The sequence below is a fragment of the Arthrobacter sp. CAN_A1 genome (assembly GCF_015751665.1).
GTDB lineage: Bacteria > Actinomycetota > Actinomycetes > Actinomycetales > Micrococcaceae > Arthrobacter_D.
This window is the reverse complement of sequence record NZ_JADOUR010000012.1, coordinates 12,473-36,230: the sequence shown is the minus strand read 5'-3', so window position 1 is coordinate 36,230 and position 23,758 is coordinate 12,473. Positions and strand designations below refer to the sequence as shown.

Genomic DNA, 23,758 nt, shown 5'->3' with positions numbered 1-23,758 from the left:
TGACCGGACTCGGTGGGCATGTCCGGAACTCTCCACCGAATCCGGGCGTAGGGTGGGCAAAACCGAGGTCAGGCGCTGATCTGATCAGGCCGCCCCGGGATCCTGTGCCGGTCGTCCTTTCCCGCGGAAGGCCACCAGCGCGACGGCGGAGAGCATCACCATGGCGCCCGTCGCCATCCACATCGTTTCGGACGTGCTGGCGGCGACGGACAGTGCAGCGCCCACCAGACTACCGAGCGGCAGGGAGCCCCAGGTGAGAAGACGGAACACCGAACTCACCCGGCCCAGCAGCTGGTCTGGGGTGCTGAGGAGCCGCAGCGCAAAGCTCGCCACACCCATCGCGGTGCCAAGTGCTGAGCCCGCCACCATTAGAACGGCCACGACCCAGAAAGAGTCGGAAATCAGCGGTCCCAGCATGTACAAGGACCACCCCGATGCGCCCAGGGCCAGCACCGCGTATTCACCCAGCCGGTTGATCAGCAGGTTGGCGGTCAGGCCGCCGGCGACCCCGCCCATCGCCGACACGGCCATGAGTGCCCCTAGCTCCGGTGGATTAAGGTGAAGCGCGCTGATCGTGGAGATGTAGAAGACAAAGAGTCCAATCCATACCCCGAACACCAGGTAGACGCCGAAGAGATACGCTCCCAGTCGGCGTAGAAAGACAGCCCGGTAGACAAATTGAAGGCCTTCGCCAAGATTCGCTGCAGTGGAGGGCTTCTCCGGGATCGAGCTCAGCACGGTCCGGGTCGTGTGGTGCAGTGAGGTCATCCAAACCGCAACCAGCGCATAGGCTGCGGCGGAGAACGCATAGGGAAGCCAGACGGCCAGCCCGATGAGGAGGCCACCCAGCGGTGGGCCAACGAATTCGTTGGACGTGTTCTGCGCAGCGGACACATAGCCATTGGCTCGCACCAGGTTCGCTCGCTGCACGATAGCGGGCGTCAGAGTCTGGCCAGCGACGTCGAATACCACCTCGCACGCGCCCGCTGTCAGCGCCGCTGCGGCCAGCAGGATGAGGCTGGTGGACCCGGAGAGCAGCAGCCAGGTCAGCCCGGCAAGCACCAGCACCCGGGCGGCCGCGGCGGCCTGGGCCATGCGGAGGCGGTCAACGCTATCCCCGAGCACTCCCGCCCCCAAGCCGAGGATCAGCCAGGGAACCTTGGTGCAGGCTGCGACGACGGCGGTCTGCCACGCTTCAGCCCCGAAAGCCACGGCGGTGAGCGGGAAAGCCAGAAGGATGATGCCGTCCGCCAGGTTCGATGAGGTGTAGGCACTGAGGAGGGTGAGGAATTTACGGTCAAAGAGTCGCATTCGGCCCGGAATCTGGGTCAGGAAGTTCCGGGGCGCGGGTCATAGTCGAAATCTATGTGCTCAAGTGCACTTGAGCACAAGCGTGAGGTCCACGTAGGTTCAGGGAATGACATTAGCCAAGGACAGCTTGCCCATCGGCTACATCGCTGAAAGATCCGGGGTCTCAGTCGCCACTCTGAGGTTCTACGAGGAGGCCGGTTTGATTCAGCCATCCGGTCGGGTGGGATCGCGGCGGGTGTTTGGCCGGCACGTCTTGCGCCGGTTGGCATTCATCGCAGCTGCCCAGCGGGTGGGGCTGTCCATCGCTGAGATCAGGGCAGCAATGACCGGCATTCCTGTTGATCGGGCGCCGTCGCCGGCTGAGTGGGACAGCCTCAGCGAACCGTGGAAGGCGCGGATTGACCTGGCGATCGCAGGTCTTGAGTCACTGAGAACGTCATTGGATGGCTGCATCGGATGTGGCTGTCTCTCGATGCGCACCTGCGGGATGCTCAATCCGGGGGACGAAGCCGCCACCGAGGGCGCCGGTTCGCGGTGGCTGAGGGGTGTTACTCGTGCGCGGGTTCCCCAGTGATGCGGTGGTCAGCATGGTTGAGCCCTTCTAGCACGAGTCGCACCAGGTGACCGTCGGGGATGCTGTAGATAATGTTCCGGCCCTCCCGTTGGGTGCTGACCATCCCGGAAAATCGTAACTTCGCCAGGTGCTGGCTGACGGATGTGCGGGCTGCGCCGGTCTGTTCCACCAAGGAGGTGACATCCGTCGGGCCCAGGGTGAGGATCCAGAGGATATGAAGTCGGGTGGGATCGGCGAGCATCCGAAAGGTTGCGGCCCCGGTTTCCAACCGCTCAGGATCAGGACGGGCAGGGTGATGCAGGCTCGGCGCTGGGTGGATCTGGGGATCATTCACTTCAGTGAGCCTTCTGTGTTGAGGGGACTTCGTGGAGCGATTCCTGGCCTCGGGGCCAAAATCGCCAGGCAGCCAGTGCGCCCACTGTAGACAGTATCGCCAGGACCGCCGCGGCAGCGGTCTGCCCCGCAGTAGCGCCTATCCAGCCAGCGATCGGGTAGGTGAGGATGAAGCAGGCGTGGGAAAGGGAGAACTGGGCGGTGAACAGGGAAGAACGGGTGTTATCGGTGGCCGCCCGGCGCAGAAGCCGAGCAGAGGGGGTGTTGATCATCGACGTGCCTGCACCCAATATCGCCCAGATGAGGAGGAGCAACGGCCAAGACTGTCCGGTCCAGGCAATCACTGCTGCCGCCATGATTCCCAACGGCACGATGATTCCGCCGAGGATCATCAGGGAACGATCCGAAACCCGGTCCAGCAGCTTTGGCGCGGCGAGGGCGATCACCATTGACCCTGCACCGTAACAAGCCAGGGCGAGTGCCAGATCAGTAGTGGATCCCTCGAACACATCCAGCGCGAAAATCACGGTGTTGACCAGGACCAGTGCTGTTCCGCAGGCTACGACGAGGTTCAGGGCCATCAGACCACGGAGCGAGGGCTGACGCAGGAAAATTCGTGTTCCGAGGGTAGTCCGATGAAGGAGCGACCCAGACCGTACGACGTTGGGGATCCGCGGCAGGCTAGTGGTGATGACCATGAGGGCAGAGACCAGGAACCCTGCCATCGTGCCGACGAAGAGGTCGTGATAGGACACCAACGTCAGGAGTGCTGCAGCGACCACCGGGCTCAACAGCGATTCCAGATCGTAGGCCAGACGGGACAGCGATAGCGCCCGGGTGTAGTCCTTCTCCCGTGACAGGACAACCGGGATCAGCGCCTGGAACGCCGGCGTGAAGGTAGCTGACGCTGACTGTAGGACGAACACCAGCAGGTAAATCTGCCAGATCTGATCAACGAAGGGAAGGCTCAACGCAATGCCGGCGCGGACCAGATCCGCCCCAACCAACACCGTTTTGCGCGGCAACCGCTCCACTAAGGCAGCCATCACGGGGGCGACAAACACATACGCCAGCATCTTGATCGTGAGGGCAGTGCCGAGAACTGCGCCAGCCTTCCCTCCAGCCAAATCGAAGGCTAGTAGCCCCAACGCCACCGTCAGAAGCCCGGTCCCCAGCAAGGCAACAACCTGGGCCGTGAACAACTTCCGGTATGCAGTGACCCGAAGTACCTCAAGCATCGTGAACCTTCCTTCGAACCTCATCAGCTCCATGTATAGCATACGTACACACGTAAGCACTTATGCATAAGGCCGCTGACACCGGATGAGCTGGTGCCATAGATTAGTATTGACACATACCCCTAGGGGGTATATCTTGAGGTTACCGAATCGGGAAGTCCGAGCCCACCAAACGGCCGCTTACTCCTTGAAGGTCCCCTTGAACGGCTGCAGCCGGCGGCGACCCCGGTGGCTGCGCCCACTGATTCCCGAATGGCCATTTCTCGTATTTTGGAGACCAAAATGTGCGGCACATCTTCCGATTCCACTTTTGCCGCTGCCGGGCAGGTAGCGTCCCGGCCGGTCGATGCGGACCATGAGGTGCATTCCCACGGAGAACATGCGGGGCACTCCACCGCAATGTTCAAGAACAAGTTCTGGTTGAGCCTGATCCTGGCCGTGCCGGTGGTCCTCTTCAGTCATATGTTCGCCATGATCGTCGGCTACACGCCACCGGATTTCCCGGGTGCGATGTGGATCCCACCAGTCCTGGGCACCTTTATTTTCCTCTACGGCGGTGCCCCGTTCCTCAAAGGTGCGGTGGCTGAACTGAAAACGCGGCAGCCCGGGATGATGTTGCTGATTGCTATGGCCATCAGCGTCGCGTTTATCGCATCCTGGGTGACCACCCTCGGGATAGGGGATTTCAACCTGGACTTCTGGTGGGAACTGGCCCTCCTGGTGGTCATCATGCTCCTGGGACACTGGATGGAAATGCGCGCCCTCGGATCCGCTGCAGGTGCATTGGATGCCTTGGCCGCGCTCCTGCCCGATGAGGCAGATAAAGTCACGGACGCGGGAATCGAAACCGTCCCGGTGAGTTCGCTGACCATCGGCGACGTCGTCCTGGTCAGGTCGGGCGCTCGGGTGCCCGCGGATGGGCAGATTGTTGACGGGGCGGCCGAGTTCGATGAGGCGATGATCACTGGCGAATCCCGCACCGTCCAACGCACGGTCGGTGATGTGGTGGTCGCGGGAACTGTGGCAACCGATAACGCGGTGCGGGTGAGGGTAACCGCGGTCGGGTCCGATACCACTCTGGCCGGGATTCAGCGCCTGGTCGCTGAGGCGCAGGCCTCGTCGTCGAAGGCTCAGGCCCTCGCTGACAGGGCCGCTGCGCTGTTGTTCTACTTTGCGCTGGTCGCCGGCATTCTTACTTTCATCGCGTGGATCCTGCTGGGCAGCCCCGATGACGCGGTCATCCGGACCGTGACGGTCCTGGTCATTGCCTGCCCGCACGCCCTCGGGCTGGCCATCCCGCTCGTGATCGCCATTTCGACGGAACGTGCGGCGAAGTCCGGTGTGTTGATCAAGAACAGGATGGCGTTGGAGCGCATGCGCACTGTCGACGTCGTCCTGTTCGACAAAACAGGGACCCTCACCGAAGGTCGGCACGCAGTCACCGCCACCGTCACCTCCGGAGCAATGAGCGATGCGGAAATGTTGGCGCTGGCCGCGGCGGCCGAGTCCGACAGCGAACATCCGGTGGCACGGGCCATCGTCAAGGCGGCTATGGACATGTCAGCGGCGAAGGCGTTCGGTTACCGCGGCAGCAGCTTTTCGTCGATGACGGGGCGTGGTGTCCGGGCGGCGGTCAGCGGGTCCGAGATCACCGTGGGTGGCCCGAATATGCTCAAGGAACTTCTACTGGAGACACCTTCGGACCTGATCGCTACCGTCCAGGACTGGGTCGGACGGGGCGCCTCCGTGCTGCATGTGGTCCGCGACGGCGTCGTCATTGGTGCAGTGCGACTTGAAGACCGGGTGAGGGATGAATCGCGGGCGGCGGTGAAAGCGCTCCAGGCCCGGGGTGTCAAGGTCGCCATGATTACCGGGGACGCACGCCAGGTGGCGGAGGCGGTCGGAGCTGAACTCGGTATCGATGAAGTCTTCGCTGACGTGTTGCCCCAGGATAAGGACTCCAAGGTCGCCGATCTGCAGTCCCGTGGCCTGAAAGTGGCGATGGTTGGCGACGGCGTGAACGACGCCCCCGCGCTGGCCCGAGCCGAGGTGGGAATCGCTATTGGTGCCGGTACCGACGTCGCAATGGAATCCGCTGGGGTGGTGCTGGCGGGCAATGATCCACGATCAGTTTTGGCGATGATCGACTTGTCCCGGGCCAGCTACCGGAAGATGATTCAAAACCTGGTGTGGGCCACTGGATACAACCTGATCGCTGTGCCTTTGGCCGCCGGCGTGCTGGCGTTCGCCGGTTTTGTCCTCTCGCCCGCGGCTGGTGCGGTACTGATGAGTGTCTCGACCATTGTGGTCGCGTTGAACGCTCAGCTACTGCGCAGGATCGATCTCAGCCCCGAACGCTTCACCACTGTGTAGCGGGGTGGGATGACTCCGGGCGCGTTCCTCCGGATTGGAGGACGAAGCCATGAATTCACTAGACTGGAGACAGCCGACGGACAGGAAAGGGTAAGGGCAGTGGCAGGCACGATCAGGCGAAAGGCAGTGCTGGATCTGTCGCGATCAGCCCTCACCTTTCTGTGGTTTACCGCCGTAATTATCGGCATCCTCGCGATGCACGTATGGATGGGCGGTCACGGCCCGTCAACGCACGGTGTTTCAGCGCAGGGTGCCTTAGCCCACGGCGCAGTGCTCTCAACCAATTCCATGACGTCGCACACCGAATCTGCCACGTCCACCAACGGTTCGCACCACGTCCAGGCAAACGATGCCCCCGCCGCCTCCTCTGAGGGGAGTGCCGGGGAACTGGTTCAAGGATGCGCTGGGTCCTGCGGCAATGACGGTGCGGTCCTCGGAATGTGTCTCCTCGCGGTCATCGTCGTCGCCGTGCTGGCGTTCCTGGTACGTTCCGGCCGGTTCGTTCCCGGGTCAGTACTCCTGCGCGGTCCGCCGCTGATCCGTCTACGACCCCTATCGATCCCTGCTCCTTCTCTGATCCAACTCTGTATCAGCCGGACGTAAAACACCGGCACCTGCCATCTTCGTGTGCTGCTCACATGATCGCGCACTCAGGCATGCAAGCCCAGTACGGGCCCCACAGACTATTCATCAGATGAATTCACAAAGGATCAGATCACCATGAAGCGTTACCTTTCCTTCTCAGTATTGAGCGTCGCAGCCGTCATCACCCTCGCGGGGTGCGGAAGCGACAACGATCCGGCTACCCCGGCGGCCGAGCCAACGGCGTCCACCCAGGAAACAACCACCCCGACAGAATCGGGGGCTGAGGTGTCCACCGAGCACAACAACGCCGATGCCATGTTCGCTCAGATGATGATTCCCCACCACCAACAGGCAGTGGAAATGAGCGAGATGATGCTCGTTAAGGGCAACATCAGTGCCGAGATTACCGACCTCGCCACCAGGATCAAAGATGCGCAGGGTCCCGAGATTGAAACAATGACCAACTGGTTGGAGGCCTGGGACCGGCCGGTCATGCCTGAAGGTGGCATGGAGGGCCACGACATGGGGTCCATGGGTGGCATGGACGGGATGATGGACGAGGATCAGATGGTTGACCTCGAATCAGCCGAGGGCGACGACGCGGCCAGACTGTTCCTCGAATCCATGACCGAACACCACGAAGGGGCAGTGGACATGGCTCAGGAAGAAATCGACAACGGCGAGAACCCTGAAGCGATCGCCCTCGCCGAGACGATTGTGGAAACCCAGCAGGCCGAAATCCTGGAGATGGACGAGTTGCTCGCCGAGCTCTAATCTGCCACCGATTTTAAGTGGGGAGGGCCAATCTGTGGCGCTCCCCACTCGCTCCTATTTTGACTTCAAGGACTATTGACATGCCTCGTATTCACCGCTCTTTACCCCGCCCACGACGGGCTGCCCCGGCGGTGGTCATGACCGCAGCGATCCTCGTCGTTACCGCTTGCTCACCACAACCCCCGCAGGGAGCCAACAGCGCCAGTACCGCGGCCCCGTCAGTCAGCGCGGAGGGTTATCCAACCGGTCACGTCCATGGCATGAGCGTGGATCCCAGCACAAACCGTGTCCTCCTCGCCACCCACGATGGCTTGTTCGACGTCTCAGAATCGCCCGCAAGTCAGATCGGCCCGACCATCGACCTGATGGGGTTCACCGCGGCAGGGAACGGTGACCTTTACGCCTCCGGTCATCCCGGTCCGGGAACCGACCTGCCCGACCCGGTGGGGCTGATCCGGTCCACCGACCAAGGCCAGACCTGGCAGCCGCTGTCCCGACAAGGAGAGTCCGACTTCCACGCCCTCGCCGCCACCGGCGCTGGGATAGTCGGTTTCGACGGCCAGCTCCAGACCAGTGCTGAGGGGGCGTCGTGGGAACCCGTTGATGAACAGATTCCCGTGTTCAACCTGGGCGCAACGGCCCGCGACAGTGTTGTACTGGCGACCACCGAGGAAGGCCTGCAGCGTTCCACCGACGACGGCGAAACGTGGGCTTCCGTGCCCGGAGCACCCCTGCTGATGCTCACGGCCCTTTCACAAGGAGCAACAGCCGGGATCACACCCGAGGGACAGATTCACACCAGTGATGACGCGGGGTTAACCTGGACCGAACAAGGAACAGTCCCCGGCCAGGTAGCGGCAATCGCAACCCACCTGCTAAAGGATTCCACCCAGCGCATCTGGGTCGCGACCGAAAACGGTGTCCAGGTCTCCAACGACAACGGGCAAACCTTCACGGACATCAGATCGAGCCACCAGTAAACGCGGGGTTAGGATGGCCGATCGAAATCCGGAAGCCCTGGGATCACCGCATGATACCGGGAGAGGGGCTAGCGCAGCAGCCTGCTGATTGCCTGTGTTGCTTCCTTAACCTTCGCGTCAACGGCTTTGGAGGACCCGCTGGTTTCGGCCTCCTTTGCTGCGGAGACGACACAGTGTTGCAAATGATTTTCCAGCAGGCCCAGACTCACGGCGTGCATGGCACTATTGACCGCCGCGACCTGGGTGAGAATATCGATGCAGTACTGATCCTCATCGACCATCCGCGCTATCCCGCGGACCTGTCCTTCGATGCGCTTCAGGCGCCGTAGATAGGCCGCCTTGTCTGGGGAGTAACCGTGTACTCCGCCAGCGGGAACCGGCTGGGCCGTTGCCCGGGACTCCGCCGTGGAACCTTCAGTGGAGGCTGCTTTCGGTGTGTCAATGGTCGTGCTCCGAGGTCCTGCTCCGGCGTTCACGGTCTATCCTTTCAATACCAACCGACCTGCTCGGGTAGTGCCCGGACAGGATCGATGGTGGGTCCCCAACGGCGCACTCCGCGCAGCCTTCTAAGTATTATCGATGTTTCGAACAGTCGCGAACGCGTGGACGTCGGAATCGGTTCCCTCCTCCGCCAGCGCTCCGCTATTCCTGGGAGCACCCTGAAAGGTTGCTGAATTCCGTTACCGTAATGTGACTTAAATACCAGGGTGGGGTATTCTCATTTGAGTGATCCTGGCATCCGCCGAGGTCATATTCCCGCGCAGAATGCCGAGTCCTGCCACTGCACCGGGAGCCGTTCGCACAATCCAGATGGCAGGGACGGGGGAACCACGTTTCCACCGGGCCACCGCACGCGGTGACCCTCGGGGTTAAGTCGATCCGACTATCCAGAGCAGAACCTGCAGCATCGTTAGCGATCGCAGGACAGCACAGATAGCGGTCGGCCGGGTGACTCCCATCCGAACCCGACAGCTCACCCCGCAGGCATGGGAGAGGCAAAACACCATGTCACGTACGTCCATTCCTGCACGCCACCGCGCCGCAACCACCCACTCCGTCGCCCTCACCGGCCTGGCCTACTCCGCGAAGACCAATGCCGTCGCACTGGGCAAGCCAGCCATCATCGCAGCCGCAACCGGCAGCCTCGTCTTCTCCGTCGGAGCCGCCGCCCACGCGGGAACCTACACTCAGGACACCGCACCCGCGCAGACGACAACCGTTTCGGCGCCGACTGCAGGTGTTCACACTGTCGTTGCCGGTGACACTCTGGGTGCGATCGCCTCACTGCACGGCATCAACCTCGATACCCTGTTGGCCCAGAACGGCCTCTCCTACGCCTCAGTGATCTACCCCGGACAGCAGATCCAGCTCACCGGCGGTCCAAGCGCAGCCGTCAGCCCCGCTACCGTTCCGGCCGCACCCGCGACACAGGCCTTTGCCGCGGCACCGGCCCCTGCGTCACCGGCGCCCGCCGCCGCGCCGGCCATGATGTCCCTGGCCTCGGGTTCCATTACTCCCATCGCGCCGGAAACCCCGTCAGTTCCCGCGAGCGGCGTCGGCTCAGCACTGGTCGCCTCGGCATACGGGCAGCTCGGCTCCATCCAGGACTGCACCATTCTCGTCGAGCGGGCGCTGCGCTCCATCGGCCTGAACGTCGGAGACCTCGGCCCCCTGCAGTTCGACCAGTACGGAACCCGGGTCTCGACCCCGGCCCCCGGTGACCTCGTCGTCCGCCCCGGCCACATCGCCATCTACGTCGGGAACGGAAACGTCATCAGCAGCGGCATGAACGGTTCAAACCTCACCATCGAGCACCCGCTGTCCGACCTCGCCGGTTCCTACTTCGTGCGAGTCAACGGCTAATACCCGACCTTGCGGAAATGCTCCGCAAGCCGATCAAAAGTGGCAGGTGTCCTGAGCGGAGGGCACCTGCCACTTTTGGTTCGCGGAGTCGGGTCAGACCGTCGCGGATCCTGCCGTTCGCCACGCCCTTACATCGAGTCGATCGAGGCGATAAGTATCTCGGCTGCTCGGCGGGCTTGCCGTGCGGGTTCGGTGGTTCCGCTGATCGCGGCAGTGGTTTGTGCGCCTTCGGCCAGGATGGCCAGCTGGGCGGCAAGTTCGGTTGTTCCTCCGGCGTCGGCGACGAGGCGGCCGAGGTATTCCTGGAACGAGTGTTTGTGGAGCCGCGCTACCTCGGCGACTGCGGGCGAAACGGCCCCGAGCTCGCCGAAGGCGTTGATGAAGCCGCAGCCCCGAAATGAGTCGCTGGCAAACCAGTCGGCGAGGTAGTCGTAAACAGCCAGAAGTCGGTCTTCGGGGGAGGCGGCACGGTCAACGGCTGTTGTGACGCCGTCGGTCCAGAGCTGATGCCGGTATTGCAGTACCGCGAGGACTATCGCTTCTTTTGACGGGAACAACCGGTAGAGCCGTTTCAGCGACACCCCGGATGCCTCTCGCAAAGCGTCCATTCCTACCGCCTGGATGCCGCGTGCGTAGTACAGCGCGTCAGCGGCCTCGATCACGCTGTCGCGTACTTTTCCCTCGTCCATTGTTCAAGTGTACTTGCGGGAGAACCATCGTTCCCGTACAGTCGGTGAAACGTAGAGAACGCTCGTTCTCACACTATTGGAGGGACACTCACATGCCGTTCATCACTGTCGGAAACGAGAATTCGGCGCCAGTGCAGGCGTATTTCGAGGACCACGGAACCGGTCAGCCAGTGGTGCTGATCCACGGGTACCCGCTTGATGGGTCGTCCTGGGAGAAACAGAGCGCAGCCCTGCTTGATGCGGGCTACCGAGTGATTACCTACGATCGACGCGGTTTCGGCCGGTCCTCCAAGCCGACCACCGGCCACGACTACGACACGTACGCTGCCGACCTGGCCGCCGTTCTGGAATCGTTGGACCTTCGCGAAGCTGTCCTGGTCGGGTTCTCCATGGGAACCGGCGAGGTGGGTCGCTACCTCGGAACCTACGGTTCAGAGCGTGTCGCGAAGGCAGTATTCCTCGGATCGCTGCAGCCCTTCTTGTTGAAGACCGACGACAATCCAGCCGGGGTCCCTCAGGAGGTCTTCGACGGGCTCCTTGAGGCAGTCAAGTCGGACCGGTACGCATTCTTCACCAACTTTTTCGATGACTTCTTCAATACAAGCGAGAATCTCGGCACCCGTCTCAGCGAGGAGGCCCTGGCGGCGAACAAGAACCTCGCCTACGCGGCGTCGTCCTACGCGTCCGTGTGGGCGCAGCCCACCTGGCTCACCGACTTCCGTGCCGACGTCGCCAAGATCACGGTGCCCTCCCTGATCGTGCACGGCACCGCCGATAATATTCTGCCGATCGACTCGACGGGACGCGAGTTCCACAAGGCTCTTCCTGAGGCCGAGTACGTCGAGATCGACGGAGCCCCGCATGGCATGCTCTGGACCCATGCCGCGGAGGTCAACGACATCCTTCTTGGCTTCCTCGCCAAGTAATTGACAGAAAACGGAGAAGAACAATGACCGATCAGCACACACTGGACCGCGCTCAACAGCTGAAGGCGCTGCATACAGCACCGGAGATTCTTCGGGTCGTCAATGTTTGGGATGCCATCAGCGCGGCGACTGTCGCAGCCCTACCGGAATCCAAGGCGATTGCCACGGCTGGTCACTCAATTGCCGCCGCCCATGGCTACGCCGACGGCGCTATGCCGTTAGAGACGGCGCTTGCCGGGATCAAGACCATCGTCGACGCCGTCGACCTCCCTGTCACGGCCGATCTCGATGACGGCTACGAGAACCCGGCAGAGACAATCCGTCGAGCGATCGGGCTCGGCGTCGTCGGCGCCAACGTCGAAGACCGCCTTCGCCCTTTCGAGGAGTCGGTTGCCCGTGTGCGAGCCATCGTCACCGCAGCCCACAACGAGGGCATCGCGTTTCAGCTCAACGCACGGACCGACGCTATCGTGCGCGGTGGTGACCGTCCGCTGAAGGACAGCATCGAGGACGCCATCAACCGGGGTCGAGCCTTTCTCGATGCCGGCGCCGCCTTGGTCTTCGTGCCCGGGGCGCTCACCCGCGATGTCATCGAGCCCCTCGTCGACGGTCTCGGACAAGGAAAGCTGTCAGTCATTGGGGCCCCGGTGCCCTCACAGCAGCCGAGATGCAGGACCTCGGAGTGGCCCGCATCTCTTACGGACCTTTCACCCAACGGGTCGCACTGCGCGCACTCCAGAATCTCGCCACCGACTTGTATGGGTCCGGGGTCATCCCAAAGGACACCCCTGCCCTGAACTAGTCAGAGAACGGACCCTCTGGAGGATTCGAAAAGTCTGCCCCGGCCGACCCCGGCGATGATGCTATGGCATCAGCGCTCGGGGTCGGCCGGTGTGTTGACCCGTTTCAGGCGGCCGATCGGGTGGTCCTGAATGCGCCGTTCTCTTCTGCTGAGGCTGTGGGCTCGCCAGGTAGGGCACCGGACCCGGGTTCATGAACTGTTCGGGTCGTACCGAAGTTTTCAGCAGGCTGCGGGCGTGAGATGAGGTAGCCCTGTGCGGTGTCACATCCCAGTTCGCGGAGGACGGCCAACTGTGTTTCCCTTTCCACGCCTTCGGCTGTCGTCTTCAGATTGAGGTCCCTACCCAGGGAAAGGACACTCGCCACCAGGATTGCTGAGGTCGGATCGGTATCGATGGTCTCGATGAATGACTTGTCCAGCTTCAGCGCGGTCAGCGGGAGCTCTCGGAGCAAGGATAGTGAGGAATAGGCGGTTCCGTAGTCATCGAGAGCGACGCCGATGCCGGCGTCGATGAGGACGCGTAGCTGGGCCGCGGCGGATGGCAGATCCGCGATGGCTACGCTTTCAGTAATTTCAAGGTTCAGGAGCGTTGCCGGCACCCCATGGCGTTGCAGGGCTCCCTGGATGTCGGCGGTAAGGCGCCCTGCAGCCAACTGCAGTGGGGAGATGTTCACTGAAACTGCCCGAGGGGTACCGGAGTCCGACCAGAGACGAGCCTGGGCGCAGGCTTGATCGATGACCCACCGGCCGATCGCGTGGATGTCACCCGTTTGCTCGGCGATGTGGATGAATTCATCCGGTGACACGTTGCCGAGGTTCTGGTCCTGCCAGCGAAGCAGCGCTTCAACCGCCAGGCAGGAACCTGTGACGATGTCCATCAGGGGCTGGTAATGCAGGGTGAAGGCTGCGTTAGTCAGGGCAAGAGGCAGGCGACGGCGAATCAGCGCTTGGCGGGCAAAACGGCTTGTCGGTTGCGACGGGTCTATCCTTCCCAGTTGTCCCTTTCCTTCGTGTTTGGCCTGAAGCATGGCTGCGTCAGCGTGGCGGATTAGATACTCAAGGCGCTTTCTCGGGTCTTCCTCGTCGGTGTCGTTAGCCATGGCCAAGCCAAGGGTCGCGGAGAGCCGGAACTCATGCCCGTCATGTGGGAAAGCCAGCTCCAGGGATTGAAGGACACGGTGGGCGACGGCGCGGGCAGCAGTCTCGTCGACATCAGTGAGTAACACCGCGAACTCATCTCCGCCCAGCCGAGCAACAGTATCCGCCGGTCTGGTGCAAGCTGACAGCCTTGTTGCGAAAGCGGTCAGCACGCAGTCGCCGGCCCGGTGCCCGAAGGTGTCATTGACAACCTTGAAGTTGTCCAGATCAATGTAAAGCACTGCGGTGCGGTGCGGCTCGGCCCCTGACAAACGGGCTGCTCCAGATTCCTCGAGGCGTAGCCGGTTAGGCAGATTGGTGAGTGGGTCATGGAGCGCGGCATGACGGAACATGTCGGAGAGACCTTCGAAAACCTCAAGTACCGGCACGATACGAGGGGGCTTGGCGGTGACTAGTACATCCTGATAGCGGTACTCTTCGGGCCGTTCCAGCAAGGCCGCGGCGGTAGATCTCAGATCCAATGATGGTGGAAGGCTAAAGGCTGATTGCGGAAGCAAAGCTTTGGCTGTTGTTCGGGCATTCAAGGCCCGGCCGTACCCGAGCCGTCCTGTCATCTGGTTATCAAGGTGGTCACGACTCAACACATACTGGGTGTCATCGACCTCGACGACGACGGCCCGGAGCCCCGGGTTGGACCTGAATAGCGCTTCGATCTCGCCCGCAGAAGTGCAACCCGGTAGGACTTTCGCTTCACAGCCCAGATCACCGAGCGTGGGAAGGGAAGGATGCGTCGCGCGGGGAGGAGCATCGAGAGAAGGTAAGGGATCCACAGGACCTTTTACTATCAGGCGAAAGCAAACGGAAACTTAACAGAGTCAATGCTTCACCGGAGGGATTGATCGGTCAGGGCGCGGGTCCGCCCAGGACTGCAGGAGCGGTAGCAGTGCTGCAGTGGCGGAGTTCGGTTCCACGGTGTAGACAACCAGTCGCTGGTCCGGGTCGTGGGGAGTGCTCACCGCTTCGATACCGAACACGAGCACCCCGAACTGGGGGTGGTCGATACGTTTCGTTACCGACGTTTGATCCGTGACGCCGTGGTCGTCCCACCACCGGGCGACGTCCGGATCCTCGGCGCGCAGCTCCGTGACGAGGGTCAGAAGCTTGCGGTCGTCAGGGCGCCGCCCCACCTCGTAGCGCAACCCGCCGACGGCGGCGGCCACGAAGTCGGACCAGTTGAGGATCCGCTGGCGGGCTGCCGGATTCTGGAACAGCCACCGCATGAACGACACCCCGGGATCGAGGTCGGCGCCGAGCACGGCGCACAGGAGCCCATTGCTTGCGAGGACCTCGCCGCGGCGGCCCAGGAGCACAGCGGGAACATGGTCGAGCGTCGTGAGCAGGCGAAGCATGCCGGGGTCGGCGCGCTGGGGCGCTTCCCACCCGGAGCCACGGTGCCTGCCCGGTGATACGGCTAGGTCGCCCAGGTGCGTAGTTTCAACATCATCCAACCGGAGTGCCCGTGACAGTGACTGCACGATGTCGTTGCTCAGTGTTCGCTGGCGGCCCTGTTCGATCCGGCTGTAGTGGTCGGTGCTGAGGCCGGCGAGCAGCGCTACCTCTTCTTTGCGGAGCCCGGGGACGCGACGGCGGCCCGGCAAGGGGTCGATTCCGGCCTGCGCCGGTGTGAGACGGTCGCGGCGCGTGCGGAGGAAAGCGGCGAGGGCGGTACGGTCTGCTGGCACCCTTTCAGTATAGGAAGCGGTATCCGGTCTAGCGTGGTCAGCTCCTGCCTAGGCACCGCTTGCACTGGTGCGTCCTTGGCAACTCGGCTGGAATGGGTTCATGACCACCATTGATCAGTCCCAGTCAGCTTCCCTTTCCCTTACCGGCCGCCGGGCGGTTGTTACCGGTTCCACCAGCGGCATCGGTGCCGCTACTGCCCGTCTGCTCGCCGCCCGCGGCGCTCATGTACTCATCACCGGTCGTGACCGGGGGCGAGGCGACAGCGTCGTCGCAGGCATACAGCGCGACGGCGGTGTGGCTACTTTCGTCCACTCGGACCTCTCCGCAACCCCCGACGAACTGCGCGCCGCCGCACGGTCCTGGGAGTCCGCCCTCGGCGGTACGGTCGACCTTCTGGTACACAACGCCGCCGTGTGTCCGGCCGTTGACACGTTGTCCCTCACGGATGAGCATCTCGCAGCTACCCTTGCCGTCAACATTCGCGCCCCGCACGTGCTGACCGCGGCGCTGGTGCCGGGCATGATCGAGCAGGGGAATGGCATTATCGTGGTGATCGGATCCTGGATGTCGACAGTGGGTCATGCGATCGTCGGACTTTATTCAGCGTCCAAGGCCGCGGAGGAACAGCTCGCGCGCAGTTGGGCTGCTGAGTTCGGTCCGAGGGGCATCCGGGTCAATACGGTTTCCCCAGGCGCTACCCGAACTCCGATCAATGCGGGCGCCGGGGACGTGATCACTCGGATGACGTCGGGGACACCCGGCGGCCGGCCCGGTACCCCCGACGAAATTGCCACAGCTGTTGCCTGGCTCTCCTCCCCGCAGGCGGCCTACATTCACGGAGCCACTCTCGCCGTCGACGGCGGGATCACCAGTACCCGGGCCGCCTGAGTTCCGCCCGGTCGCCCGACGGCGTTGCTCAGTGTATGGCCGGATTCGGTGGGCATGTCCGGAACTCTCCACTGAATCAGGGCATACGTTGGGCGGGAGCCATGGAAAAGGAGTCCCGGGTCATGAACCAGCGAGGTGGAGACCCCTTAGACCGCGTGAATCCGCCACGAGACAGTGTGCTCCGCACCCGGCTGCAGCTCTACCAGGTCCGTCCCCGAGTTGAAGGCGTCCGGCGGGCAGGTCATCGGCTCGACCGCGAGCCCCCGCCTGCTCCCCGCAGGATCCGCTGGCAGATCCCCGGTGTGCACCTGAACCCAGGGGAGGTCGCGGCCAAACGAGACTGCTGCCCCGCGCCCGTCGGCACCGGTCACGCGAACTGTAGCTACGCCGTCGTCGTACTGGACGTCAGTGAACGCATGGTCAAGGAACGCTGAACCGATCGGGCGCGCCACACGGAAATCGAAGTCACCCGACACGGGAGTCACAACAGTGGGAATCAGCCGGTCAGGCGTCACCTCCAGCACCGTGGAGGCGGGCAGGGTCAGGGTCCAGTCATCCACACGGCCGTCGCCGGCCACCAGGTAGGGGTGGGGTGCAATACCGTAGGGTGCAGCATCGGGGCCCGCGCTGAGAGCGGTGACTGAGGCGGTGAGACCGTCGTCGTCGAGCGTGTAGGTTGCCTCAACGGTGAGCAAAAACGGATACCCCTCCTGCGGAACCACTGTCGCCCGAAGCCGGACCGACGAGCCACTCTGCTCCACCGTCTCCCAGTCCTCCCAGGCGAGGAGCCCGTGCAGGGCATGGCCGCGCTCGGGCTCGGACAGGCCAAGCTGATGCGCGACACCGCCGAACGTATAGGTGCCGTCCACCACCCGGTTGGGCCACGGGACCAGGATCGCGCCCCGATAGTTGGGGCGGATTTCGTCTGCGTCATAGGAACGGATCAGGTCTCGGCCGCCGAAGCGGAGTTCGCGCAGCGAGGCTCCAACACTGGCGACGACGGCAGTGTACTCACCATGCCGCAGGCCGAACTGGCGTCCGGACAGGGGAGTGGGGGCGTGATCCATCATGAGCCCTCGGGCAGTTCCAGTTCGTCATTGACGCTGAGGCATTCGGAATCCTGTGCCACCAGAGACACAGCGGCCCCCAGATCAACCAAAATGGTGCTGGACGGCACCTCATTTGGATCAAACAGCACCTCCACCGCAGGGTCGCGGCCATAAGTGGTCGCGCGCCACACGTCGGCCTCTTCCTGGATGATCCAGTCGACGCCGTTCACTGACGCGCAGGAATCCGTGGTGGGTCCGGGGACGGCGACGCCGCAGCGCAGCACCACCTGCGAAGGATCGCCCCATGCGGCGGTGGCCTGGCTGTTGGTTTCGCGTAGCTCGTTCTCGGCAACCACCTCCGGCAGCGACACCATCACCGACGCGCATTCGGGGTTGGCGGCGTCGGCGGCTGCCTCCACACCAACGATCGGCGAGCAGGCCGTCAGGCCAAGGATGACGACGGCGAGCGGGGCAATGAGACGGGAGGCACGCATGGTGCCAGTTTACTGGTCAGCCTGGCGGGTCAAGCCAAGTGCTTCTCCTATTCGAGCCCATGAGGTCCCGTGCTTTCTTTGGAGCGGGTTAGCGCTCGCCTACACACGATCGGTCTGTGGGCATTCAGGCATTCCAAATAGTGGCGCAAACTTGCCCGGGCTGGGCCTCAGCTTGGAATGGTGACCGCGAAGGGTTGGCAGAAGCTGGCTGCGTGTCGGGATCCGCAATCCGTCGCGGGGACCCGCGGCATCAGACATTCGAGCCGTCGCGTGCCAGCGCGAAGGCTTTGGTAAGACTGCCCGCTGCGCCCGCGAGGGAAAGATAGGCCGACACAATCAGCACGCGGTATGCACCGTCACTAACGATGTCGCTGAGCATGGCGCGTCCGGCGAAGATGCCGATTGCGAGGGCAACACACAGGGCGGCGATGACGAACCATAACGTGCGGGCGTGTTTCATGGGATGTTCCTTATGAAGGGCGTCGGGGTGTGTGATGGTTATGCCAGGAGTGCTTTGCGGGCGACTTTTCCCGCCTCGAAGGGTCCGAAGCCGAGGGTGCTGGCCGCCAGGACGACATCGTCGTTGAAGAGGACGATTGCGGAGCCGTCGCGTGAGCCGCCGGTATGCCACCAGTAGTCTTCGCTCGACGCCCAGCCGGGCGGATTGGTGTTCATCGGCAACGCCTTGGACCATAGTCGAGAAGCTTGCCCGTAATCGACGAGGGCGTCGAGAGTTCCCCACAAGCCGCCGGCACCGACGAAGGGGCCATCGCTCAAGGACCAGGGCGCACGGGTCCGACCAAGCATGGTCTTTCTTACCAGTCCTCCGTCTGGTACCTCCGTGTAGATGCCATCCGTGATTCCCAGGGACGACAGATGACTCATGGCTAGATGCTGCCAGGTATGACCGGTGTGTTTCTCGAGGAGGTCTGTGAGCATTGCATACCCAAGGTTGGAGTAGATCGGGTCTTGGTTGACTGGTTCCGTGACGGTACCCCAAATCGCGGGAAGGAGTTTGTGGAACCGATCCATGGTCATCCCTCTGTAGGGGTCGTCCTTGTCGGTCATCCCTTCGGGCATCCGAGGCAGACCCGATCTGTGGTCGATCAGAGACCGTGGGGTGATCCAGGGAGGTGCCTCTTCGTAGGGGCCACTGGTAGCGGCGATTGGCTGGTCCAGGTTAAGGCGTCCGTCTAAGTGGAACTGGTAGGTGATCGCGGCCGTTAACGTTTTGGTGATCGACGCCCACTCGAAGGGCGTATCTGCACAGTTCTTGGGACTGATGTCGCGGGCGGTTTCTCCGTTGACTCGTAGGAGTGAGAACTGTTTCAGCGAAGCGACGGCTCGGGGGGTGGTCATCATGATGGCGCCTTTCGAGAGTCACCGTCGGGCACTGACACCTTCTGCTCACCGGGGTTGTCGGAGGGCCTGTCGGTGGTTTCCAACGGATACGATTCTGCGTCTACTGGGGAGGATTGTGGTGTTCCCGGACCTGGCGCGGTCTGAGGTGCTGGTGGTCGGCCCATGATCTTATCGGTGAGCTTGGCGAGATGGTGGCTGACGAAGATCGTGTCGCAAGCGAGCATGATCAGCCCGAAGGAGGTAAGCCCCATTATGACTGCGATGCCGAGGTGGAACATCATCATCAAGATGACGGCCGCGAGCCGGGTCCGCTGGAACAGAATCAGGAGGGGGAAGAACACCTGGGAGATGACGGTGACGTAGGTTGCCACGACGCTCGGAAAGGCGAAGTAGAAGAGGAACTCGATGCCGGGGAGATGGTACTCAGGATTACGCAGGACATAGTACAGAGCGGTGCCACTGGTCCACATCTCGCCTTGCATCTTGAACGATCCCGCGATGAAGTAGACGATGCATACCTGCATGGCGATGAGTAGAACGCCAGTGTTGTGTGTGAGCATGCTGAGCCATGAAGGGATCCAGCGGGTGCGGAAGCGGTAGCGTCGGCTGGGCTCTCTTGGAAGGACGGTGAAGCGGTCAAAGCAGCGTGTCAGGAGGAGGAAGATCCCACAGATGTACATAAGGTTGTCTCCGCCGTCCCCCAGCAACGAGTTCTGCGAGAAAAGGCTCCAGGTCCCGATGTACTGGAGAACCAGGATGGGCTTTCCACCGATTCCGAGCATCGTCAGTATCGCCACTGCTACGAAGAAGACGTAGAAGACATCAAAGCCGGAGGTCGTGGAAGCCAGATCGAAGATGCTCCACGCGTCCTCGTTTGTCCACTGCTCCTTCAGCCCGGCCGATGACAAGAGCCCAGTAGGTCCGAAGAAGAGGTGTCTGTCCGGCCAACTCGTGACCATGAGGCCCGCCGTAGTCAGTCCGTAAACAGACCGAAGCAATCCCACGGCAGCCAACCCGTGGTACCCCTCTAGCACCCAGTCAAGGAGTTGACGGATAGGGGCTCCCAAGTGTTGCACAACTTCAACCCGCATTGACCCACTCCGAATCGATCGTCGTAATCTGTCCTTGAGCGTCCCAGTCCCGGCGATCAGACCAGCCGGGGTAGTCGTGGATGACGTAACGGACGCGGACAGCATTGAATGCCCCACCGCACTCAGACGTGTTCAGCTTCCGAGCCGCGTACTCGGCCAGTAGTGCCTCGGACGCGCGAACGTTGCGAGCGCTGAGTTCGTCGGCATACTTGTCCACCGATTCCTGCTGCTCGATCTCAGTGTCCTTATCAATCAGCCGCTGCACAACCTCGTCCGTTTCGAAGCGTCGGGAGATCGCATTGGTGATCACTCGGTGTTCCCTGCTGGGAAACAGTCGAGTGCTCTGCAGTTCGGTGACCAGAACAGTCGTGATGTCCTGGAAGTCTGTCTCTACCCCGTCGGCGCATCTCATTTGCGCCAGAATTCCACGTTCCTGCGCCAGCGGATCCGGCGCGAAAAGTTGCCAATTCTGAAGGAAGTATGGGCTGTACAGAGATGTAATAGTCGGGGCAGCAGCAACTTTGATCGGGTTGGATGGCCCCGTGACGATCAGCGTCAGGCAGGCGTAGACGACAACAGCCGTCAATACCGCTGCGGCCATCACGTACCGCATTCGATTGTTCATTTACGTTCTTCCCTATCCAAACTGGAAGGCCCTCGCAGCACGAGGGCCCCCCAGCCTAGAAAATCGTTACGAATCCAGGGTTAGCGGTCGAACGCCTGATCCTGGTTGAACGACTTCGGGTTTTCGACCGGCGAGCTGGCGAGGAACGAACCCCAACCAAGCACTCTACCGACCTCGCGTGGGCTAGTCCCAGCCTTGAAGCCCGCGTATAGCGCCCGTCCGGCGTTGATAGCAGCTGCAGGCACATTCGGTGACACTCCAACGGCCGTCGAAGTTCCCCCTGATGCAGCCGCAACGTACACAGCCGATTCTGGGCCCGAGTTCGTGACGGCATTCGCTGCTGCCGGTCCGGCGGCAAGAGCACCAACGGCAACGATAGTGATGACACTCAAACGCAATTTTTTCATTTTTCCCCCAGTGAAAAGTTGTGCCAGCGGCACAGACAATCCCAGTGACCCGCGTCACCGAGCTTACGTGCTCATGCTTCACGAACCCACAGCGGTCTGTCAACGGTGGGTTTACTCATCACGACATCAGACCCCTCCGGCAGGCGAAGTCGAGAAGCCAAGAGCTAAAGTGCTGCGCTGGGCATCCCCGCTTGAAGGTGGTTGTGCAAGCACTGATCCGCTGCAAGCCCTTGGTTCCTGCTGTCCACGTGGTTGCGCCTCCCAGCTTTCTCCCACTGTTGATGGTTAGTATGAGGAGCTGTCTTATGTCAGGGAGAATCCGTCGTGTCAAATTATCTCGAAGAGCCCGATCAGCAGAGCGTTCGCAAGAAGCGCCGCCCGGTCCGGATTGTCCTTTTCTCTGCACTTGCGTTGGTGCTCGTGGCCGGCATCGTTGCTGGCGGATACCTGTTCAACCTCGCGAACACGTACAACACGCAGACCGAAACTATCGCTGAGGTGTTCCCGGAGTCGACGTATCGCCCTACGCGGGCTCCGGCCGCTGAAGAGGCACGGAACATTCTCTTGCTCGGCAGCGATGAGAACGGCGGCAGTGGCGAGACTGAGGACCTGCCGGGCGTCCCTAACGCGGGCCGCTCCGACACCATGATGTTGATGCACATCCCCGCCAATCGTGAAGGCGTGTATGTGATGTCGATCATGCGGGACACCTGGACGGAGATTCCCGGCTACGGCGAGCACAAGATCAATGCCGCGACGGCGTTTGGGGGAGTGCCGCTGCTGGTGGAGACACTTGAGGGCATGTTCGACGCACCGATCGACCACGTAGCCATCATCGACTTTGAGGGATTCACGGGCCTCACTGACGCGCTGGGTGGTGTGACGGTCACCAACGAGATTGCGTTCCAGTCACGCGGAGCCGACGGCGAGTTCTTCGAGCAGGGCGAGATCAATCTGCAGGGGGAGTCGGCGCTGAAGTTTGTTCGTGAGCGGTATGCGTTCACCGACGGCGACTTCCAGCGGGTGAAGAATCAGCAGCTGTTCATCAAAGCCGTTATGGGCAAGTTCCTCACCGCGGAGACCCTGACAAATCCGCTCAAGGTCAACGAAGTGGTCAATCAGGTGTCGCCATACCTGAGCGTCGATGAGGGGCTGGACGCCTCCACGGCTGGCGGCCTGGCGCTGTCGTTGAGGAGTATCCGCAGCGATGATGTGCAATTTTTCACGCTGCCAAACCTGGGAATCGGGACGTCCGCCGACGGTCAATCCATTATTCTGAAGGATGACGCCGCAATCGCGGAAATTGCCGAAGCGCTGGACACCGATACCCTGGGCGACTACGTCCAGGCCGCGGCACAGTAGAATCAGGACCCATGGGATTATTGATGCGCCGTGCTCTCGCCGGTCTAGCCGCGGCCTCGCTCTGTGTCGGAGCCGGTGTCGGCGCGGCTCACTCTGTCGAAGAGCCGCCTTTGCCGATCATTCCGATACCCGCGCCTGCGCCCACCACGCCGCCTCCAGCGCCCGCGCCCACTACACCGGCACCACAGCCTGCGCCCGCTCCGCAGCCCGCCCCTGCGCCAGCTCCCGCGCCGCAGCCCGAGCCCGCTCCGCAGCAGCCAGCACCGGAGCCGGATCCGCAGGAAGATCCCGCTCCAGCCGTTGATCCTGCGACTGGTTTCGCTGTTGACCCGGTAACCGGGTACCCCATTCACCCGCCGACAGGTTTCCTGATCGAACCCGGCACCGGCAACCTCATTGACCCGACCACCTTCCTCTATACGGATTTCAGGTTCATTGCTGTGACCGGCGCGGTGGTTGATTTGACCGAATCGATCGAAACTGAAGAGCCAGAAGAAACCCCGGAACCAGAGGAATCGGAGTCAGCTGAGCCTGAAGAGTCCGAGTCGCCTGAGCCGACCGCCACCCCTACCCGGACGGCTACAGCCACACCTACTCCTTCCGCTACGGCCACACCTACTGAGGCAGCCGTCGTCGCCGCTAGCCCCGCTTCGGAAGAGACCTCCATTGGCTCCAGCCCGGTGACCCGGGTCCTGGTCATTTTGGGCCTCGTCGGGCTGGGCGTGCTGTACTACGCGAAGCTCCGCGGCAGCAACACCACCCGTCCGAAGGCTGGAGAATAGTCCCGCAAGTCGGTGACGTTTTGATTACTCTTCACGCTGATCGGCAATAAAGGTGCTCTGGGCTACCACCTCAGCCATACGATGAATCGATCATTCGTATCTGTAGGGGGACCCAGCATGGCCAGAGTGGAATCAACGCGACCGGACAGCCAACCATCACCTCGGTGGGGCCTCAGCCGGCGCGCAACCGCAGCGGGATCAGGGCTCCTCGTATCGGGGCTTTTGATGGGCGCGGGGATCCCCTCCGAACCGCCAGTTGAGGACTTTGGTCAGATCACCGGTACGGTACTCGGCCTGACATCGAACGATCAGCTTTGCGTCTATGCTCTTCCGGCTCCCGTCCCAAACTCTGAAACCGGAGCCAGCTTCTCGCCAGCCGTCGGCCAGCTGAAGCCGGGCGTGCCGCCTC

Annotated in this window: 23 protein-coding genes, 1 pseudogene and 1 riboswitch; of the genes and pseudogenes, 11 read left to right on the top strand and 13 right to left on the bottom strand. The window is 62.3% G+C overall.

Annotated elements, in window-relative coordinates; genetic code table 11:
• Positions 1 to 84: 84 nt before the first annotated feature.
• Entirely contained in the window at positions 85 to 1,311 is a 1,227-nt protein-coding gene (locus tag IWX62_RS12975; RefSeq protein ID WP_196841834.1) for an MFS transporter, read from the bottom strand.
• Positions 1,312 to 1,417: 106 nt separating this feature from the next.
• Here IWX62_RS12975 and soxR point away from each other — a divergent pair, with 106 nt between their 5' ends.
• Positions 1,418 to 1,885, top strand: coding sequence for a redox-sensitive transcriptional activator SoxR (soxR, locus tag IWX62_RS12970; RefSeq protein ID WP_196841833.1), 468 nt, complete (start codon positions 1,418 to 1,420; stop codon positions 1,883 to 1,885).
• On the opposite strand, the gene IWX62_RS12965 is transcribed toward soxR, so the two are convergent.
• Positions 1,860 to 2,219, bottom strand: coding sequence for an ArsR/SmtB family transcription factor (locus IWX62_RS12965; RefSeq protein ID WP_196841832.1), 360 nt, complete (start codon positions 2,217 to 2,219; stop codon positions 1,860 to 1,862). The genes soxR and IWX62_RS12965 overlap by 26 nt on opposite strands.
• A 1-nt stretch (position 2,220) precedes the next feature.
• Positions 2,221 to 3,456 carry an MFS transporter gene (locus tag IWX62_RS12960; protein ID WP_196841831.1) on the bottom strand — a complete coding sequence of 412 codons (1,236 nt, stop codon included), beginning with the start codon at positions 3,454 to 3,456 and terminating at the stop codon, positions 2,221 to 2,223.
• Between the two features lie 399 nt (positions 3,457 to 3,855).
• Here IWX62_RS12960 and IWX62_RS12955 point away from each other — a divergent pair, with 399 nt between their 5' ends.
• The 4 genes from IWX62_RS12955 (at position 3,856) to IWX62_RS12940 (ending at position 8,168) form a co-directional block, all read left to right on the top strand.
• Complete coding sequence (locus tag IWX62_RS12955; protein WP_196841896.1) at positions 3,856 to 5,829, top strand: heavy metal translocating P-type ATPase; 1,974 nt, start codon at positions 3,856 to 3,858, stop codon at positions 5,827 to 5,829.
• A gap of 99 nt (positions 5,830 to 5,928) precedes the next feature.
• On the top strand, positions 5,929 to 6,432 hold the full coding sequence (locus IWX62_RS12950) for a hypothetical protein (protein WP_196841830.1): 504 nt from the start codon (positions 5,929 to 5,931) through the stop codon (positions 6,430 to 6,432).
• A gap of 117 nt (positions 6,433 to 6,549) precedes the next feature.
• Positions 6,550 to 7,188, top strand: a complete 639-nt coding sequence (locus IWX62_RS12945; RefSeq protein ID WP_196841829.1) for a DUF305 domain-containing protein — start codon at positions 6,550 to 6,552, stop codon at positions 7,186 to 7,188.
• 80 nt (positions 7,189 to 7,268) lie between these two features.
• Positions 7,269 to 8,168 carry a F510_1955 family glycosylhydrolase gene (locus IWX62_RS12940; RefSeq protein ID WP_442859260.1) on the top strand — a complete coding sequence of 300 codons (900 nt, stop codon included), beginning with the start codon at positions 7,269 to 7,271 and terminating at the stop codon, positions 8,166 to 8,168.
• Positions 8,169 to 8,236: 68 nt separating this feature from the next.
• On the opposite strand, the gene IWX62_RS12935 is transcribed toward IWX62_RS12940, so the two are convergent.
• On the bottom strand, positions 8,237 to 8,644 hold the full coding sequence (locus IWX62_RS12935; protein ID WP_196841828.1) for a metal-sensitive transcriptional regulator: 408 nt from the start codon (positions 8,642 to 8,644) through the stop codon (positions 8,237 to 8,239).
• A 312-nt stretch (positions 8,645 to 8,956) separates the two neighbouring features.
• Positions 8,957 to 9,170, top strand: a riboswitch (cyclic di-AMP (ydaO/yuaA leader).
• Between the two features lie 3 nt (positions 9,171 to 9,173).
• On the opposite strand from IWX62_RS12935, the gene IWX62_RS12930 reads away from it, so the two are divergent.
• The gene (locus IWX62_RS12930) at positions 9,174 to 10,031 is read left to right on the top strand and encodes a C40 family peptidase (protein ID WP_196841827.1); all 858 of its coding nucleotides are present in this window, start codon (positions 9,174 to 9,176) and stop codon (positions 10,029 to 10,031) included.
• Between the two features lie 128 nt (positions 10,032 to 10,159).
• Here the strand turns inward: IWX62_RS12930 and IWX62_RS12925 are convergent, their stop codons facing one another.
• Complete coding sequence (locus tag IWX62_RS12925; RefSeq protein ID WP_196841826.1) at positions 10,160 to 10,720, bottom strand: TetR/AcrR family transcriptional regulator; 561 nt, start codon at positions 10,718 to 10,720, stop codon at positions 10,160 to 10,162.
• A 92-nt stretch (positions 10,721 to 10,812) separates the two neighbouring features.
• Between IWX62_RS12925 and IWX62_RS12920 the strand changes: the two genes are divergently transcribed.
• Both IWX62_RS12920 and IWX62_RS12915 read left to right on the top strand, forming a co-directional pair.
• Positions 10,813 to 11,646: an alpha/beta fold hydrolase gene (locus IWX62_RS12920; protein ID WP_196841825.1), complete on the top strand. Its 834-nt coding sequence runs from the start codon at positions 10,813 to 10,815 to the stop codon at positions 11,644 to 11,646.
• Positions 11,647 to 11,669: 23 nt separating this feature from the next.
• A pseudogene (locus IWX62_RS12915) lies at positions 11,670 to 12,448 on the top strand (isocitrate lyase/PEP mutase family protein).
• 104 nt (positions 12,449 to 12,552) lie between these two features.
• Here the strand turns inward: IWX62_RS12915 and IWX62_RS12910 are convergent.
• On the bottom strand, positions 12,553 to 14,067 hold the full coding sequence (locus IWX62_RS12910) for a putative bifunctional diguanylate cyclase/phosphodiesterase (RefSeq protein WP_196841824.1): 1,515 nt from the start codon (positions 14,065 to 14,067) through the stop codon (positions 12,553 to 12,555).
• A gap of 354 nt (positions 14,068 to 14,421) precedes the next feature.
• Positions 14,422 to 15,288, bottom strand: a complete 867-nt coding sequence (locus IWX62_RS12905) for a helix-turn-helix transcriptional regulator (protein ID WP_196841823.1) — start codon at positions 15,286 to 15,288, stop codon at positions 14,422 to 14,424.
• A 100-nt stretch (positions 15,289 to 15,388) separates the two neighbouring features.
• Between IWX62_RS12905 and IWX62_RS12900 the strand changes: the two genes are divergently transcribed.
• Positions 15,389 to 16,177: an SDR family NAD(P)-dependent oxidoreductase gene (locus IWX62_RS12900; protein WP_196841822.1), complete on the top strand. Its 789-nt coding sequence runs from the start codon at positions 15,389 to 15,391 to the stop codon at positions 16,175 to 16,177.
• A 146-nt stretch (positions 16,178 to 16,323) separates the two neighbouring features.
• On the opposite strand, the gene IWX62_RS12895 is transcribed toward IWX62_RS12900, so the two are convergent.
• The 6 genes from IWX62_RS12895 to IWX62_RS12870 all read right to left on the bottom strand — a co-directional run bounded on the left by IWX62_RS12895 (position 16,324) and on the right by IWX62_RS12870 (position 20,798).
• Positions 16,324 to 17,244 (bottom strand): aldose 1-epimerase family protein, encoded by a 921-nt coding sequence (locus tag IWX62_RS12895; protein WP_196841894.1) that lies wholly within the window; start codon positions 17,242 to 17,244, stop codon positions 16,324 to 16,326.
• Entirely contained in the window at positions 17,244 to 17,720 is a 477-nt protein-coding gene (locus IWX62_RS12890) for a DUF3515 family protein (RefSeq protein ID WP_196841821.1), read from the bottom strand. Before IWX62_RS12890 ends, IWX62_RS12895 begins: the two co-directional genes overlap by 1 nt.
• A gap of 250 nt (positions 17,721 to 17,970) precedes the next feature.
• The gene (locus IWX62_RS12885) at positions 17,971 to 18,180 is read right to left on the bottom strand and encodes a hypothetical protein (RefSeq protein ID WP_196841820.1); all 210 of its coding nucleotides are present in this window, start codon (positions 18,178 to 18,180) and stop codon (positions 17,971 to 17,973) included.
• A 38-nt stretch (positions 18,181 to 18,218) separates the two neighbouring features.
• A complete protein-coding gene (locus tag IWX62_RS12880) occupies positions 18,219 to 19,082 on the bottom strand; it encodes a serine hydrolase domain-containing protein (protein WP_196841819.1) in 864 nt (287 codons plus the stop codon).
• Positions 19,079 to 20,173, bottom strand: a complete 1,095-nt coding sequence (locus IWX62_RS12875) for an HTTM domain-containing protein (protein WP_333483417.1) — start codon at positions 20,171 to 20,173, stop codon at positions 19,079 to 19,081. The genes IWX62_RS12880 and IWX62_RS12875 overlap by 4 nt, the downstream gene beginning before the upstream one ends.
• Positions 20,163 to 20,798 carry a DUF5819 family protein gene (locus IWX62_RS12870; protein WP_196841817.1) on the bottom strand — a complete coding sequence of 212 codons (636 nt, stop codon included), beginning with the start codon at positions 20,796 to 20,798 and terminating at the stop codon, positions 20,163 to 20,165. Before IWX62_RS12870 ends, IWX62_RS12875 begins: the two co-directional genes overlap by 11 nt.
• 731 nt (positions 20,799 to 21,529) lie before the next feature.
• Here IWX62_RS12870 and IWX62_RS12865 point away from each other — a divergent pair.
• Together IWX62_RS12865 and IWX62_RS12860 are read left to right on the top strand one after the other, a co-directional pair.
• Positions 21,530 to 22,567 carry an LCP family protein gene (locus tag IWX62_RS12865; protein WP_196841816.1) on the top strand — a complete coding sequence of 346 codons (1,038 nt, stop codon included), beginning with the start codon at positions 21,530 to 21,532 and terminating at the stop codon, positions 22,565 to 22,567.
• An 11-nt stretch (positions 22,568 to 22,578) separates the two neighbouring features.
• Complete coding sequence (locus tag IWX62_RS12860; protein WP_333483416.1) at positions 22,579 to 23,349, top strand: hypothetical protein; 771 nt, start codon at positions 22,579 to 22,581, stop codon at positions 23,347 to 23,349.
• Positions 23,350 to 23,758 lie beyond the last annotated feature (409 nt).